Annotated in this window: 12 protein-coding genes; 9 read left to right on the top strand and 3 right to left on the bottom strand. The window is 35.3% G+C overall.

The genetic code is table 11. From position 1 onward, the window contains the following. Positions 1-237 precede the first annotated feature (237 nt). Positions 238-1809, bottom strand: a complete 1572-nt coding sequence (locus CH76_RS13995) for a GIY-YIG nuclease family protein (protein WP_200877354.1) — start codon at positions 1807-1809, stop codon at positions 238-240. Between the two features lie 147 nt (positions 1810-1956). Here CH76_RS13995 and CH76_RS09775 point away from each other — a divergent pair, with 147 nt between their 5' ends. After that, a complete protein-coding gene (locus CH76_RS09775) occupies positions 1957-2352 on the top strand; it encodes a hypothetical protein (RefSeq protein ID WP_036145525.1) in 396 nt (131 codons plus the stop codon). A 14-nt stretch (positions 2353-2366) separates the two neighbouring features. Here the strand turns inward: CH76_RS09775 and CH76_RS09770 are convergent, their stop codons facing one another. Further along, complete coding sequence (locus CH76_RS09770) at positions 2367-3779, bottom strand: SulP family inorganic anion transporter (RefSeq protein ID WP_036145523.1); 1413 nt, start codon at positions 3777-3779, stop codon at positions 2367-2369. 288 nt (positions 3780-4067) lie between these two features. Here CH76_RS09770 and CH76_RS13530 point away from each other — a divergent pair, with 288 nt between their 5' ends. From CH76_RS13530 to CH76_RS09730, 8 genes are all read left to right on the top strand, one after another. Beyond that, positions 4068-7145, top strand: coding sequence for a dynamin family protein (locus CH76_RS13530; RefSeq protein WP_051910307.1), 3078 nt, complete (start codon positions 4068-4070; stop codon positions 7143-7145). Continuing rightward, the gene (locus CH76_RS09760; protein ID WP_036145521.1) at positions 7142-7663 is read left to right on the top strand and encodes a hypothetical protein; all 522 of its coding nucleotides are present in this window, start codon (positions 7142-7144) and stop codon (positions 7661-7663) included. Before CH76_RS13530 ends, CH76_RS09760 begins: the two co-directional genes overlap by 4 nt. A gap of 2 nt (positions 7664-7665) precedes the next feature. Continuing rightward, a complete protein-coding gene (locus CH76_RS09755; RefSeq protein ID WP_036145519.1) occupies positions 7666-8190 on the top strand; it encodes a hypothetical protein in 525 nt (174 codons plus the stop codon). Between the two features lie 13 nt (positions 8191-8203). Beyond that, positions 8204-11446: a helicase HerA domain-containing protein gene (locus tag CH76_RS09750; protein ID WP_051910306.1), complete on the top strand. Its 3243-nt coding sequence runs from the start codon at positions 8204-8206 to the stop codon at positions 11444-11446. Beyond that, positions 11443-11973, top strand: coding sequence for an HNH/ENDO VII family nuclease (locus CH76_RS09745; protein WP_051910305.1), 531 nt, complete (start codon positions 11443-11445; stop codon positions 11971-11973). Before CH76_RS09750 ends, CH76_RS09745 begins: the two co-directional genes overlap by 4 nt. Then, positions 11973-12359, top strand: a complete 387-nt coding sequence (locus tag CH76_RS09740; protein ID WP_036145517.1) for an SMI1/KNR4 family protein — start codon at positions 11973-11975, stop codon at positions 12357-12359. The genes CH76_RS09745 and CH76_RS09740 overlap by 1 nt, the downstream gene beginning before the upstream one ends. Positions 12360-12436: 77 nt before the next feature. Then, entirely contained in the window at positions 12437-14644 is a 2208-nt protein-coding gene (locus tag CH76_RS09735; protein ID WP_081892681.1) for an McrB family protein, read from the top strand. Between the two features lie 8 nt (positions 14645-14652). After that, positions 14653-16725, top strand: coding sequence for a nuclease domain-containing protein (locus CH76_RS09730; RefSeq protein ID WP_036145514.1), 2073 nt, complete (start codon positions 14653-14655; stop codon positions 16723-16725). Positions 16726-16806: 81 nt separating this feature from the next. Here the strand turns inward: CH76_RS09730 and CH76_RS09725 are convergent, their stop codons facing one another. Then, entirely contained in the window at positions 16807-17190 is a 384-nt protein-coding gene (locus CH76_RS09725; protein ID WP_036145511.1) for a VOC family protein, read from the bottom strand. Positions 17191-17192 lie beyond the last annotated feature (2 nt).

The following is a 17192-nucleotide window of genomic DNA, read 5'->3' as shown; positions in this document are numbered from 1 at the left end:
ACTGCGGGTGGTTTTTTTATGAAAAAATCCTCCTTACCCAGCGGGGTAAAGAGGATGTCGTACACCTAAAAGTAATGAGCAGGGCGGCAATCCTGATCTCTGGTAACTTACACTCATTAAGAGCGTAAGCGCGTGGGGAACCTTTCCCACCTCACATTACTTTTAGTTTGTCTATAATGAAAGTATAACGTAACAATGTAATAATTTACACTATTTACTGAGTGAGGGTGTGTAAGCTTATGCGGGTTGTAATTGTTGATTAAGTGTTAAGGTTTGACGGTATTCTTGTGCGGCAAGTGTTGGGCGGAACTCAACAGTTGGGTCGAGGGTAGTGACAATATCCTCGAGTTCTGTGATGGTTGTTTCGAAAAACTCTTTACGCATGTTTACTTTATTTACACGTTTTTCGTCCAATTGTTCATGCAATTGTTTTTCAAGTGCGACTGCATCATCAGAGAAAATCATCGCATGGACATCAAAACGGAACGGCACAGAAGCGTTGCTGAGTTCGTCGATTCGATCCATTGGCTCAAGGCGGCGCGTCATGCCAACCTTAAATTTATTTTCGCCAAATGCGCCTAAGTTAGAGATGACATACACATAGCCTGCTTTACCGTTAGCACGTTTGAGGATTTCTTCTTTTTCCTCTGCTACTTTACTTTGCAATTGCTCAAGTTCAAGGATACGAGCTTGAAGGGCCGCTAACTTATCAGCATCCGCTTCATTCGCTAAAAGCTCCTGTGTGCGACGTAACTCGGTATTGTACTTTTCTTCTTCTTGTTCAATTTTCTTTTGTTGCTCAGCTAAGGCTTTGCGTTCAGCCGCTTCCTCACGCATTTGTTCGCGAATTAAACGCTGTTCCTCACGTTCTTGCTCCCGTTTATGGTAGAAGTGGTATTCGATTTCGACAGCTTGTAAATAGAGTGGCTCGATTTCTGTTAAGAAGCGGGTAATCGTAGGTAAAATACTCGCATTACCATCTGCACAAATTGCTAAATAACGACGAATCATCTCTTTAATTTGCGTCTGTGCTTCTTCTAATTTGGCATAACTTAATGAGTAAATGACATTTTGTAATTCGGCTTGTAAGCCAATTACTAAGAGCTGATAAATGCTTTTGTTTGCTTTTGTATTATAGCGCTCAATATAGGCATCCAATAATTGAGAGACATCCTTTTTGACACGGTTCATTTGTTTGCGTAGTTCTTTAGAGTTTAAGTAATGGCAATCTAATGTCAATAATTCCTTCGTAAGTTCAGCTTCGTCTAAATCTTTTACATATTGCGCTACTTCATGTTCTAGCTTTGTTGTATTAATAGCTTCAGGGAAGTGTTGGGTTAATTGATGGATGCCTTGGTATTCCGTTTTTAATTTGCGCAAACGATTTTCCTGTGTGGTTGTTTGTTTACGCAGTTTTTCTGTTAACGCTTCGAGTTCATGCTTTTCATCAATAAAACCTTGAATATCGAGATGAATCGTTTTAGCTTCTTCATTAGCTTGTTGTAAAATTTGTTGTCGTTCTTGTTCAAAGTCTTGGCGGATGGCTGTGATATAAGCATCCTCTTTTTCTTTAAATAATTGTTCGGCTTGTTGTAAATTATGTTCGACTTTAGTAAGCTCTTGGCGTTTTGTTTGTAACACGCTGCGAATATTTTCGACCTTAGTATACTCACCTTGTCCTTGTGCGGCGCGTGTTGTTACCAAACGAGAGGCAAGCAACAATCCACCTACTAGGCTAGTCAGCCCATATGTAGTAAAACCACTCAAAAATAAAAGTACAATAATAACCCAGTTATGATACCATTTCATACTACAATCCACTCCTTTTTAGTTAAATAGTATTACCTATTTTCCTTATATTATATACATTGCTTGTGATTTTACAAATTTATTGGAGGAAAGAATAACGCAACCCCTAGTTGTGCGAGCGCGTCGTGTAAAGAGGAGGTGTGCGGGATGAAGCGAGATTGGTTGACGATTGTGTTGCTGGGTTTGATTGTGGCAGCGGCCTATGATGTATACAAACTAAAAGAGGATAAGCGGAGTGCGGCGCTATTAGCGGCAGCAAGTGGACGCGTGGCTATCGCAGAAGTAGTACCAGGCGAGTGGGATGCGGTAGTCGTTGTTACGCCGTATACTAGCGAGCAGGAGATGCGCGCTGTAGGTATACCTGCTACGCGTTTACGTGATACAAGTATTACGTATTTGGATGACCGTGTGTTACTCGCTTTTTTTGAAGGCGATACATTTACAAAATATAGTTATATGCAACGGGTGTCAGGCATCCCGCATACTACGCGCTTCACACGCGAAGAAGCGGTATTACACAAAAACAACCCTTCACAAAAGTGAGGGGTTGTTGTGTTCTAATGAGAAAGTCGGACCAGTAGGGCGGCACTTGGCTGGTTTAACCCTGTCAGTTGCACCGTGGTCCCTTTTTTCTGTAGTTGGACTTGCACTTTTTGGATGGCGGCAACCGCTGATTCGTCGTAAAGGTGGCTGGCACTAAAATCAATCGTCACGGCTTTAGCCCCTACATCGTCAAACGCTTGGCTAAACGCCTTAGTTGACGCAAAAAATAGCGGGCCTTCGACAAAATAGTGCGTGCCATCTTGTTTTACGGTAATACGCGAAATGGTTGCGACAAAAAAGAGTGCGCTCAACAAAATGCCAATCACGACGCCAATTGCTAAATTATGCGTATATAAAATAATGGCTACGGTCGTAAGCATCACGAGTACCTCAGCTTTTGGCGCTTGGCGCATAAAACGAAACGATCCCCAGTTAAACGTCGTAAAGCTCACCATCACCATAATGCCCGCTAGTACAGGCATTGGGATATGAATAACGCTATCGCCAAATAGTAAAATCAACACCATTAAAAAGACGCCTGCCGTTAACGTAGACAAACGTCCGCGTCCCCCTGACTGCACATTTAACATGGATTGCCCAATAAGTGCGCAGCCCGCCATACCACCAAAGAAGCCGGTTACAACGTTGGCAATACCTTGCCCGCGTGCTTCCTTATTTTTGTCGCTCGGTGTTTCCGTTACTTCATCTAATACTTGCGCAGTGAGTAAGGTCTCGAGTAAACCAACAACCGCAAGCGCCAATGAGTAGGGCAGTATAATTTTTAGCGTAGTAAGGTTGAGCGGAATGTCAGGCAATAAAAACATAGGCAGTGTTTGGGGCATCGTGCCTAAATCACCAACCGTTTGCAGTGGAGTACCTGTAAATACAGCGATGGCTGTCATGACCACAATCGCAATCAGCGTCGCGGGAATGGCGGTAAAAAAACGTGGCACAAGGTAAACGAGTAATAATGTGCCGCCCACAAAGAAATAACTCGCGGTGTTAACGCCAACTAAATACGGCAGTTGCGTCATAAAAATCATAATGCCTAGTGCATTTAAAAAGCCAAGCACCACCGCGTTCGGGATAAAGCGCATGAGGCGCGCCACGCCAAGCAGCCCAAGCACAACTTGAATAATCCCCGTCAGCACAGTTGCTGCTAGCACGTATTGCAGCCCGTGATTGGCCATCAAGCTCACCAACACAAGCGCCATCGCCCCCGTCGCTGCCGAAATCAAGCCCGTTCGTCCACCCACAATGGCGGTAATCACCGCAATCACAAATGACGCGTACAGCGCCACACTTGGATCTACGCCTAATATAAAAGCAAATGCCAATGACTCAGGAATGAGCGCAAGCCCCGCCACCATACCCGCTAAAATATCTTTGCGTACATTGCCAAACCATTGTTGTTGTAAAGTCGCCATAAAATCTCCTCTCACGTTCATTAAAATAGAGTATAAGCATAGCAAAAAATGCCGACATATGGAATGGCTTTAAGGGAGAAAGAAGCGGCGAAAGTTTATTGATATAGAACTATTTTAGATTAGTAAATTTTTTAATAGCTAATTAACATTAAATACTTTTTAAACCATAAAAGGTTTTTAATATAACAATTAAATGATATTATAGAACTACTATTTATTTAATTTGGTTCGATGGACTTATTATGTCCATTTCTAATTATAAACTATAAGTATGAGGGGAGGAGACAAATGAAGCAACAAAGTTTAGCGAAGAAGAAAAACTGGTTGGCTATACATTACTATTTCATAATCAATTACGGAGATAACAAAGGCAATATATTTTTACTTAACAACTATGCAAATGAAATAATGGTAATAAATGGAGTTTTGAGTAAAGAGTTTTATCACCCTGCAAATGCTAAAGCATTTAACGAAAATAATTTATATTTACATAATTATAAAGAGTTTCATGAGCATTTGTTGACATCCTTAAGACATTATAAATGGAAAAATACTAAAGGTTTAATCGATGATTTGTCTAAGCGTTTAAAACAACCTAAAGCTGAAATTGAAAAACGCTTAGTAAAGTGTGAAACTCATAAAAGAATTTTACTCACAGGCACAATGAGTGCGGGGAAATCGAGCGTAGTTAATGCATTAATAGGTAAAAAAGTGATGGTTACGAAAAATGAGTCAGCCACAGGTGAAAAATATATGATTTTTGAAAAAGCTACTGATGCTTATGCTCAATATAAAGATGAGAAAGGGAATCTACAGTCAATCTCTAACGAACACCAACTGCTCACTTTTCTAGCACAAGAGAAAAGTGAGCAGTTGGAGCTATATACTAAAATGAACCATAGAAATGACAATTTACCGTGGTGCATTATTGATACACCTGGAGTGAACTCTTCTGTAGATAAAGATCACTTTGACATCACAAAAGAGGTTATTCTTGAAGGCGAATTTGATGTGATGATTTATGTAATAAATAGTAATCATTTAGGTGCTTCAGACAATTTAAAGCACTTAAAGTTTGTAAAGAATAATGTACCAAGTGAGAAAATTATTTTTGTAATGAATAAAATAGACGAATTTAAAAAAGGTACAGACTCCATCTCAGCTAGCGTAAAACGAGTTAAGCAAGAACTTGAAAATGAAGGCTTTACAAGACCTATTGTACAACCGCTTTCTGCGTATACAGCTTATCTTACTAAACGCGACCACGCATCTTATGTATTAGATGAGGAAGAAGCTGACGAATTATACAGCTTGCAAAGAAAATTCAACAGAGCTACATCCGATTTAAGTAGCTACAATTCCATTGATACAGAAGATGATTATGGGAAGAAGTTATCACAGTGTGGTTTCTATCAGCTAGAACAACTTCTAGTGGACCCGACAAGTGTTGGAACATCTGAAATGAAAGCTTCAGTTAAATTGGAGACTAAGTCTAGAAACAAACCTGTGATGACTAAGTATCCGGAATTGTCTAATAAGAAGAAACCAAAGGAAATAAGAAAAAGAAAATATAGAAAAGAGGATAATAAAGCGATGGCTGAAATTTTTTTAAAGTACAACCCTTACCAATTAAAAACGACTATTACTATTGATGGCGAGTCGATTGCAGAAAATAGCGCTTTACAAAAAGATGGAAAGCGCTTACAAGAGTGGATTGATGAACTGCCACAATTATTAGTAGATGAGTGCAATGAAAATCAATTCAATTTAACATTTATGGGAACAAGAATTGATTTAGAAGATATTGAAGAAGTGGCTAAGGAAGCACAAGAACAAGGTATTTCTATGAATGTTAGACACCGTCCTGTAAAAGAAATTAAAAATATGAAGTCTGAAATTCAAGCTCTTTTTAAAGAAGTTACAGAAGGCCCTATTGAAGCACTAAAATCACCTATTCTAAAATCTGCATTTAATCAAGTAGTAAATAATGAATTCGATATTACCGTAGTGGCGACAATGAGTTCAGGTAAGTCGACTCTTATTAATGCATTGTTACAACGTAAGTTAATGCCGTCTAGCCAAGAGGCATGTACAGCTACAATCACCCGTATTAAAGATAATGATAGCAGTACCTTTACCGCGAAAGCTACTACAGTAGAAGGTCGTATAGTAGAAGAGTTTAATGATTTACAGTTAAAAGATATGGAAAGCTTAAATCATAATGAAGATGTGTCAGAAATTGAGGTGAATGGTGATATTCCGTTTACATCTACAGAACAAATGTCACTGGTGCTAATCGATACCCCTGGGCCTAATAACTCAAGAGATGAGAGTCATTTAGCCGCTACCTATCGTAATTTAGAGAGCTCTTCAAAAACATTAGTGTTGTATGTACTAAATGCTACACAACTTGGCGTAAATGATGACGCACATTTACTGGACCATATTGCGGATAGTTTAAAAGTCGGTGGAAAACAGTCGAAAGATCGTTATTTATTTGTAGTTAATAAGTTAGATACGTTCCGTAAAGGTGACGATAACGTTGAAGAAACATTAACTAAAGTAAGAAAGTATTTAGAGAATCGCGGTATTAAAAATCCAAACTTATTTCCAGTCAGCGCCCTAGGTGCATTAGATATTAGAACCTTACTTAATGAACCTAATGATATTGATGAAGATACAGAAGACGAAATTCAAACGACTGTGAGAAAGTTAAATCGTAATGAGCAACTTCATTTAGAAAAATACGCTACAGTAACACCAAGTATTAGTCGGAAAATTATAAAGCAACTCGAAGCAGTAGCAGATGGTGACAAAGAAAATCCGCATACAGCTTTAATTCATAGTGGTTTGCCATCGTTAGAAGAAATGATTAAGTTATATGTTGAAAAGTATGCGACAACAGCAAAAGCTAAAACATTAGTCGAAACATTCCAAAGTAATGTTGAAAGTTTACAGGCGTTTGAACAGGCAAAAGCAGATATTGCACATAATAAAAGTAAGAAAGAAGAAATTCAACAAGAAATTGAAATGGTACAAACGAAATTGAAAAGCGGTAAAGCAAAAGAATTACTAAAACATAAAGTAAAAACATTAGACATTATGCCAAAGATTTTAGAAGAGATTGAAATATTAGAAGTTCAGCAAGAAAAGAAAATTAGTGAATTTCTTACAGGACAGACTAATCAAGAAGTAGAAGAAGATGAAGCTAATAAATATTTAATGGAATTAAATAATTTTGCGAGAAAGACGTTAAGTATACTACAAATTAAATCGCAAGAATTAATTAATAAAGAACTCGGCGTAACAGCTAATCATTTATTGCAAGAGTATAAAATAAAGATGAGTAGCTACTTGAAGATATGAACATAGAAGAACTGAAATTTCAGCCATTTGATTTAGTAAAAGCGGATGTGAATTTGCTGGAAAACAAGGATGAATTTATTGGAGAATTAATTTATAGCAAGAAGGAGAAGGGCGAGGAAGAGTTTGTTAAAAAAAATAAATATTTCACAATATTCAACCTCAGAATACCTTTTTTTTGGAATGCTAAGAATGTTGAAGATGCATATGTTGATAAAGAGAAAGTACCTACTAGAAAACTAGCGGATAAATTTTTCACAAACTTTCAAAAAGAAACCAATAAGTTTTTAAAGCAAGTCCAAGAAATTACAGCAACAAAACAATCTGAATTAAAAGCTAATTACATGGCGGAGTTTGAGAATATTGATAATGTATTGTCAGCTAAATTACAAGAGCTAAAGCGTTATACACAAGAGGAGTCATTAATTGAAAAAGATATTAAACAAGCTGAAGCTAATTTAGTGTGGTTAGAAAATATGACGAAGAAAATTAATGACATTATTGAAATTAAAGGAGTGTAAACATGTTAACTGAAGAGTTTAGAGATGCTGTAACAGCAAAAGATAAAGATGCAGTAAAGTTAATGTTAAAAAATAGTTTATCACTAGACTTAACATTTAAGAGTTTTAAAGAGATGTTAAATTACGCTGTAAAAGAATTTCCACAACTTATTGAAGAACATAATGGTGAAGAATTTTTATCTATTGATAAATGGGACGAAGACTATACTAACTTATTAAAAGTACGTTTGATTAAAAATTTTTCAGCGGAGCGTATTGAACATATTAAAGAGGTTCAGGAATATGTATATGCAGATGCACTTAAACAACAATTACTAGACGGAGCAGCTAAAGAAGCAAAACGTGATATTGAGTCAGACCAAGATACAAGTAGTATTAAAACGTTAATTGTCACTTTAGGTGCAGTAACGGCCTCTATTATAGTAGGAGTGATTAATAATCTATCGATTGTGAAAGTTGCTACGACAGCTACGATTGCTACAGTAGTAGTTGGCAGTGTTACTTACTACATTGTGAAAAAGAAGTAAAGGATGAATGTACATGTCACAATTACAAATTAATCCATCTAATTCGGTAGTTGCTCAAGATGTTAAATATCTTGAGCAGCAATCTACCTTAGCAATGGAAGCAGTAGATGATATTGTTTTGAAGAAGTATATGTTAATGCTTGAAAGTATGGATATTATTCCTTTGGATACCAAGCAAATTATAAAAGATACGAAGAAAAATGTTCGTATGTTTAAAATTAATGAAATTGTTTATGCTAAAGACGAAGATGCTACTTATAAATTAGCAAGTGTACTCAATAGCGTAGCAATAAGTGAAAGTGCTACTTTTATTATTATGGACAGTGACGGCACTAAAGTAGATTTTTATATGGGGATTCGCTCATTAAATGAACAGAATAGTACGACTACCTCTTTTGATACACTAAGAAATGCGATGAATGGTCACTTTCCAGGCATTAAAACAGAAAATGTTTTACATAATGGTATTACTGCCATTTTTGAAAAAGTGGAGCAACCAGCGGTATCAATTGTGACAGGGGTAGCTAATTATAAAGATGAAAATTTACGTACAAATGTCGAGTTTATTCAGGGGTTAGAAAAATTAGCATTATCAATGCAGGGTAACACATTCACAGGTTTAATTTTAGCTAATCCGCTCCCTGCATCGCAATTAGAAGTAATACGTGAGCAATATGAAAATATTTATACAATGTTATCACCATTTACAACTACTCAAGTTTCATATGGTACCAATGATTCACATGGTGATACACAGACTTATACGACAGGTAAGACTGCGGGTGAGAGTTCAACAGAGTCAAGTTCGCATACAACTACTAATGGGACATCTTCTACTACTAATGAATCTACCTCTTATAGTAAAGAGACTTTAAGTGGTACCGCAGGAAAAGCACTTGGGGGGACCTTAACAGCTGTAGGAGCTGTGTTAGGATCTGTAGTACCTGGGTTCGGCACTATAATTGGAGCAACATTAGGTGGTACGGTAGGCGGTATGGTAGGTGCAGGAATTGCGAGTGCAATGCATGGAACGAAATCTACAACGACAGGTAGTAGCCAAACTTACAATAGTGGAAAGTCAGAAACAGAAGGGACTTCATCCACAACAAATTATAGTGAGAATGAGAGTCACTCTGATGCTACCAGCTTTACAAAAGGAACGACAGAAAACACACAATTGACATTACAAAATAAAAAGTTGCAAAATTATTTATCACGTATTGATCAACAACTCGAACGATTACAAGAAGGTGAAAGCTTAGGGATGTGGGAGTGCGCTGCTTATTTCACATCTGAAACACCTTATGCTGCTGATATGGCTGCAGCGACATATCAGTCTCTGATGCAAGGAAGTGGTACAGGAGTTGAAACTTCAACCATTTCACGTTGGTCAGAAAAAAATACAGACTCAAAAGAAATTAAAAACTATATTAGTAATTTTATGCACCCTGAATTTATTTATCGTAAAAATGGTTTAGCACTACCTGTATTGCCAACCGCTATTGTAAGTGGTAAAGAGTTAGCAATTCATATGGCATTACCACGAAAGTCAGTTAGTGGTTTTCCTGTGATTGAACATGCTGAGTTTGCCCCTGAAATTATTTGCACTACAGAACCTAATGCTCATTATATTAATCTAGGCAAGATTCATAACTTTGGTAAGTCTACTAATAATCGTGTGAAACTTGATTTACAAAGTTTAAGTATGCATACACTTGTGACAGGTGCTACAGGCTCAGGGAAATCTAATACCATTTATGAACTTTTAGCGCAATTAGAGATGCAGGGTATTTCATATTTAGTAATCGAACCAGCTAAAGGTGAATATAAGCATATTTTTGGTCAACAATCGAAGGTAACAGTACTTGGGACAAACCCAAATCTTAGTAAGCAATTAAAAATTAATCCGTTTATATTTCCTGCGCAAGATACGCATGTATTAGAACATATTGATCGACTAGTGGAACTATTTAATGTTTGTTGGCCGATGTATGCTGCTATGCCAGCTATTTTGAAGGAAGCTATTTTAGTAGCGTACCAAAATGCTGGATGGGATTTAGATAACTCTGAACATGAAGATGAAACGATAATGTATCCAACTTTTAAGGACTTATTAAAAAGTTTAACAAAAGTTATTGAGCAAAGTGCTTATGAAGGAGAAACAAAAGGGAATTATATTGGCTCTTTAATTACACGTGTTAAATCATTAACGAATGGTATTAATGGGCAAATTTTATGCGGCGATGAGCTAGACAATACATTATTATTTGATACTAATGTTATTGTAGATCTAAGTCGAATAGGTTCAAGTGAAACAAAAGCACTTATTATGGGTGTATTAGTTATGCGTTTGAATGAACACCGTATGGCACAAGCTAAGAAGTTAAATGCGCCATTACAACATGTAACAGTATTAGAAGAAGCTCATCATATTTTAAAGAAAACATCTACAGAACAAAGCGCAGAAGGAGCCAATGTGGTTGGTAAATCCGTCGAAATGCTAGCGAATGCTATTGCTGAAATGCGTACTTATGGTGAGGGATTCATTATTGCGGATCAGTCACCAAATATGTTGGATATGTCAGCTATTCGTAATACAAACACTAAAATTGTAATGCGCCTTCCAGAAGAGGCAGATCGTAGATTAGTAGGTAAGGCAGCAGGTTTAAATGAAGAGCAGTTAGATGAGATTGTTAAGCTATCGAAAGGGGTAGCTGTGGTATACCAAAATGATTGGTTAGAACCAGTATTATGCCAAGTAAATCATTTTAAAGGGAAAGAGACAAAGTATATATATATATCAGATGGAAGTGTAACCATGATGAATAAAAAAGAAGCTATGACAGTCCTATTAACATATTTCTTACGTAATCGTGTTTCTCATTCATTTGCTTACACAGAGAAGGAAATAATAGAAGCTATGCAAGTTCTATCTTTATCAACAAGTTTAAAGCGCGCAATCAGCAATTATGGTGAAAATCAACCTAAATATTTCGAGATAATAACAGAGCATGTTTATGAATTAGTCGATGCGACGGAATATGTACCAATTATTATGAAACAAAGTGCTGATGTAATATGGCTTCATGAAAGATTAACCGAAAAAATCGAAAATCAAACAATGAATTGTAGTAAAGAAGTAGTAAATGCTACAATCCAATGCTTATTTAGTTTTGCTTCACGAAATGGTATTGTTGCAGATAAAGCGGTTTATGAAGCATGGCGTCAAGCATTCGAAGAGGGGGCAATTGTGTGAAAGATTTTACAGGTATATCAGTAATGAGAGAAGTTGTTGAAGTAAAGTCACAGCGTATAGATGTGTCGGGGTTAAAAGATTTAGATCGTCCACTTTATGCTATAGAAAATGCTAAAGCTTATCGCGATTTGCCTGAGAGTTTAGAAAAAGTAAGTAGTGAAGAAAAAGAGATTTATAATAAAGCGGAGGTAGAGGAAAAAGAGGTTAATGAACGTCCTTGTTTGGTCAAGAAAGAAATTGACTATGACGCTGTAGATGGTAAGGGTGACACCAACTTAGAACGTATGGAAAAAGGTAAGCCTCCATTAATTGATGACAAGCCAGTAGAGCTTCACCATATGGGGCAAAAAAATGATGGTCCACTTGTTGAACTCACATCTGAAGAACATCGTGGTGCAGGTAATGATGGTATATTACATGATAAAAATATCGAATCAGAAATAGATCGGACAGAATTCAAGAAGGAACGTGAACAACATTGGAAAGCCCGCGCTGCTGAGGTACGCCAAGAAAGGGGAGAGGCATAATGACATCATATATTGATGCAATTGAAAATAGTGAGATTGAAACATATAAAACGGTAGAGGAAGCTGCAGTAGAAGCGGCAGAGCAACAGCTTGATATGCCACTTCCTCCAAAGTATAGAAATATTGTGAAGGCGTTCGGTGTTTTAGAAATAGGCTCAGATGAAATCTTTGGATTGGGTGTAGAAGGTTATTTAAATGTTTGCGAAACGACATTACAAGAACGTAAATTGACTGAAGGTAAACTAGATAATTATATAGTGATTCAAAATCTAGGTATTGGTATTTTAATAGTGATTGATGCACAAGATGAAGTGTATGAATACCAAAGTGGTAAGTTAAAAGCACTGCAAATGAAAACGGATGAATATATTTTGCAGCTAGCGTAATAGTATTAATAAATATTTGGAGAAAAGAGAGGGAGCGCAAACTTCTCTTTTTTCTACATAAAAGAAGCTTAAAAGCAATGTATGCAGAAAGTAGAGGGATTTTTATGGTTTTAGTCGATGAAAAGTTCTATACCGATTTAGATATCGTTAAATACTATGATTCAATGCGGAATTTTCAAAAATGGTTATTAGATGATTCATATCAAATGGATAATACGGTACATATGGCTTGTAAAGAAGTACTGGAATTTTTACGTTTAGGTACTAGAACAAAGCAAAAAAAAATATATAAAGACTACTTTGATCAATATGATGTTGAACAATTAAAGCAATACAAAGATATGATTAATAATTTAGACACTATATATATAAGAGAAGAGCCAATTTTTCATTTTAAAAAAAAGTTAATTGAATTGGGTATATTTACATTTACAAATAGCTATTTAGAAAATGTTATATCGCCTCATGCTGAAGATAAAGTGGAAACAGAGTATACTACTTGGTTACAAGGTGATGTTAAAAATATTATCGAACAATTAAAAGTAGAGTATACAGAAACAACTGTTTCGGAAGCGTTAGCTAAAAAATTCACTAAAGAATTACAAAAACTTATTGGAAAGAAGATAATAATTAAAATTACAGATATCACTAGTAAATCTGTAGTTGGTATTCCCTTAGAATTGACGGTAAATGGTTACGAAGAGATGAGACACCCTTTTCTCGAAATCTCATGGGAGGTATCTGCACCTGTGGAAAATGCTCTATTTGAAATAGGAGAAGTTGTAGAAGCATATTACAATGAATCAAGAAATGAGTACTATCGTCATTTATTAATATTTGTTGATTTTAGGAATGCTACGCCAATAGCTAATACACTAAGTGATTTATTAGAAGTTATCAGTAGATCTATAAAAAATAAAGCTTTAATTAAAACTTTAGAAATCCCAAAAAATCCAGAGTTGATTGAAACACACATTCTAAAGAAAATAATTGAAAGATCGGAGCCATTAAGAAGTAAGGCGGAAGAAAAATTAGAAGGTATTTATAGGAACTTAGAGGAAATAGAAACTAAAAAACGAGCATTAAAAAAAGAAAGAGATAACCTTGATCAAGCCACTAGAAGGTGGAAAAATATTGTGGAGAAAATTAATGGTTTTAAACGTATGGAGCAAGTAGAAAGAGTGCAGCAAGATTATGAAATTCATAAATATGAACCATCTTCGTTTATTAAAACACTACAAACTTTAATTTATAAAAATAATGATCAACAACTTATATATCAAGAAAATGATCTTCGTACTTTTACATACGCATTACAAGCTAATATATTAACAGTCTTAGCAGGTCCTTCAGGTACAGGTAAATCTAGTATTGTGAATGCGTTTGCAAATGCGTTAAGAGATGTTGAAGTACGTATGGTGCCAGTTCAGTCGAGTTGGGTAGATACACAAGATTTAATAGGTTATTTCCATCCGACAGATAAAGCTTTTGTACCGACTCCTTTTATGGAAGCGATGGTTGAAGCTAAAAGAAAAGAAAATTCTCATAAAATATATTTAATATGCTTAGATGAAATGAACTTAGCGCATGTAGAATACTATTTTTCAGAAATTCTGAGTGCAAGAGAAGGGGATATACCGCAGATTCACCTTTATCCAAAACGTCATTGGGAAACAGCTAGATTAATAGTTGAGCAAGGGGGCGTAGATATAGAGAGAATGCAAAGTGCAATAGATCTTTTAGAGAATTATCCTCCAGTTTTTGAAATACCTAAAAACATACGCTTTATCGGTACACTAAATATGGATCATACAGTTAAACCTTTAAGTCCTAAAGTTATAGATAGAAGCTTGATTATTGAACTTAATCATTTAAAGCTTCAAGAGAAAAATGAAATTGTTTCATCATTCAAAGAAATTAAAGGGAAAGTAGCTATGAATTTTGAAACTTTCGCTGAACCAAAATTAAATGTAGAAGATATCAATAAGTACATTAGCCAGCTTCAACAAATATCAGATTTATTTGAAGATTTTCCCAATGCTTCACTTAATAGTCGAGGCTTTAAACATTTAACTGTGTTTTTAACATATTGTCAAAGTGAGAGTGAAGCAAAAGATATGATTGACATTTTAATATATGGAAAGATGTTATCACGACTAGAAATTAAAAAAAGTCAGTTTGAACAACAACAAAATAAGATTTTAGAAAAACTGAAAATATACCCTAAATCATTAAATAAAATACAGAAAATGTTGGATTCTAAACATACTATTACATTTTGGTAGGTGGTAAAATGAAGTTATTTCATATTGTTGTAAACAATGAGTTGAAATGTAAAGAAGAGCTTTATTTTGATGGAAAAGACTATTTTTCATGTGAGTATAACAGTATAAAGAAAAAATTTACTCAAATAGGTGTAAAAGTAGAAGCTAATGAAGTATTTGTTCGACAATTTGAGAAAAATATATTATCACTTACTTATGATACATTGACAGGAATATGGTATCAAAAAAGTAATGATTGGATAGAAAATGATTTTATGAATAAATCACATAGTATATTTGGCATTAATGTTGGTGGTAAGTTTGAGATTGTAGCGTTGAATCAGAAATATGAAGAGATAGAGAAAGTAACTGTAAATATTACTCCAGGTACAATGTCAATAGAAGAGTATCAATTAATGCAGCAAGAGGTTAGTTATTTATTTGAAATGTTTTCTTATGATTTAACTGATGATAAATTTAATAGAAAGAATTTATTGCGTCGTGTTCAAATACCATTATTTCCACTGAGTACTTTTAGCCAATTAGTTGAAGATACTGAAATATTATTAAGTGAACTGTGTCAAAAGCCGGAAGTTGAATTGCGTCAAATTGTAAAAAAAATCCACGTGAAAGATGTTACGAAATGGACACCTACGCTTATAATAGACGAAGCATTGAAGAAACAAGGTAAAGTTAGGGCATTGATAAATGAAAAGTGTACAGATATTCGTGAAAATCGAATGGTTAAATTTATGCTAGATGAATATTTAAAGCGTGCGACAAATGAATTAAAATTAGAACAGCAGCAAAGAAAAATGTTTGAATTAGAAGCTAGTGAGCTATTATTAATGCTTTCTCAAACAAAAGGTGAATTAACTGTTCAACCTAGACGGTTACATAAAATATTGAAGAAAGATATTCAATTATTAGAAATGCGTAACCAAAAGTGGCACGAAATAATTAAAAGAATTGAAATTATGTTAGAAAATCAGTTAATGGCAGTAGAGAGCGAGTTATTAGAAGAAACTTATTTATTTCGCATGCATGCTTACTATAGTGAATTGTATGATATTTATAATCAATACGAACAATTGTTACCAGAGTTAACATCAACATTTCGATTGTTTGTTGAAAATTTATTGAGATCCCCAACACTCTACGAAGTATGGGTTCTTTTAAAAATTGTACAGTATTTAATGCAATGGGGATTAAATCCAAAAGAATTTATTAGGGATTTAGAGCGGAAATATAGTAATTTAAATACTGTTAATATTAGTGGATATCGTAAAAGGTTTCACTTACCAAATCGCCCCTTTGATATAGCAATATATTATGATTATGAATTTTCAAAAAATAAATACCGTCCTGATTTTGTAATTGGATTTAAAAACAAAAATATATCTAGTGGATGGTCATTCCATACGCTAGACGTAAAATATAAGGATTATTCAACTATGGAAGTTGGGCGAAATGTTTATATGAAAGACTTAGAACGCTCAGCATATCGTTATTTGAAGGAACTATTACGTCCGAAGTATGTAATACAGTCCGCAACGCTTGTGCATTTAGATAGAAAAAGCACAAACTGGAATGTAAAACCTGACAAATTATTACCACATTATACTTATCATAAGCTAGCTCATTTTTATTTAGCACCATTTGATAGCAATAATTTATCTATATATTTTAAAAGATTACTCCATGAAGGTAGTAATTACACGAACTGTTGCCCTCAATGTGGAAAAGTAGGGAAAGGTGAGCAAAAGAACTATAAAGTAATCAACATAAAGGATAATTTTAAAAAGAAAAAACAAGTTTGGAAAACGCACTATACGTGTGATTATTGTAATGAGCTGTGGGTAGCTAACTTTTGTAGTGATTGTTCCTTTAATAACCGAAATAATTTAATAAGTGAATGTGGAAGCTATGTTTATCCTAGACCTTTATACAAATACCCTACAAATAATTATAATATTCAAGTTAGTGATGAGTGGGAAGTTCATTGTCCTTCTTGTAATAAACTTAGCTATCCGGAAAGGTCCTATACTTTAGTAGATGATGATTTTTATGGACCAAATATTAAATATCATAGTAAAAGATAAACTATTAATTGCTTAAATACAAATAATGGTGAATTAAAAAGGAGAGGCGATTTTGAAAATCGCTTCTCCTTTTTGGATTATTTATCCTTGTACTAACTGAATCAAGTTGCCGCACGTATCATCGAGGACGGCGATAGTGACGAAGCCCGCTTCGGTCGGTGGCATTGTGAAGTGTACGCCTTGTGCTGTCAGATTTGCGTAGGTCTCAAGCAAATTATCGACGCCAAACATCGTAGCGGGGATGCCTGCCTCAACAAGACGCTGTTGGTACTCGCGTGCAATGTCATTGTTGTTAGGCTCAAGTACCAACTCCACACCGTTTTCGTCCTCAGGGCTTACCACCGTAATCCAGCGAAACTCGCCAGCGGGTACGTCTTCCTTCTTCACAAAGCCAAGTTTTTCGGTGTAAAATTCCAGTGCCTGTTGTTGATCTGCCACAAATAAACTCGTTACAATAATCTTCAACC

Source organism: Lysinibacillus sp. BF-4, from assembly GCF_000743635.1.
Lineage (GTDB): Bacteria > Bacillota > Bacilli > Bacillales_A > Planococcaceae > Metalysinibacillus > Metalysinibacillus saudimassiliensis.
Note: the sequence above shows the minus strand (reverse complement) of the source record. Positions and strands in the feature narration are given on the sequence as shown.

Coding starts and splice junctions, on each gene's coding strand:
- CH76_RS13995 (WP_200877354.1), bottom strand. CDS start 1,809: ATGAAATGGTATCATAACTGGGTTATTATTGTACTTTTATTTTTGAGT.
- CH76_RS09775 (WP_036145525.1), top strand. CDS start 1,957: ATGAAGCGAGATTGGTTGACGATTGTGTTGCTGGGTTTGATTGTGGCA.
- CH76_RS09770 (WP_036145523.1), bottom strand. CDS start 3,779: ATGGCGACTTTACAACAACAATGGTTTGGCAATGTACGCAAAGATATT.
- CH76_RS13530 (WP_051910307.1), top strand. CDS start 4,068: ATGAAGCAACAAAGTTTAGCGAAGAAGAAAAACTGGTTGGCTATACAT.
- CH76_RS09760 (WP_036145521.1), top strand. CDS start 7,142: ATGAACATAGAAGAACTGAAATTTCAGCCATTTGATTTAGTAAAAGCG.
- CH76_RS09755 (WP_036145519.1), top strand. CDS start 7,666: ATGTTAACTGAAGAGTTTAGAGATGCTGTAACAGCAAAAGATAAAGAT.
- CH76_RS09750 (WP_051910306.1), top strand. CDS start 8,204: ATGTCACAATTACAAATTAATCCATCTAATTCGGTAGTTGCTCAAGAT.
- CH76_RS09740 (WP_036145517.1), top strand. CDS start 11,973: ATGACATCATATATTGATGCAATTGAAAATAGTGAGATTGAAACATAT.
- CH76_RS09735 (WP_081892681.1), top strand. CDS start 12,437: ATGTATGCAGAAAGTAGAGGGATTTTTATGGTTTTAGTCGATGAAAAG.
- CH76_RS09730 (WP_036145514.1), top strand. CDS start 14,653: ATGAAGTTATTTCATATTGTTGTAAACAATGAGTTGAAATGTAAAGAA.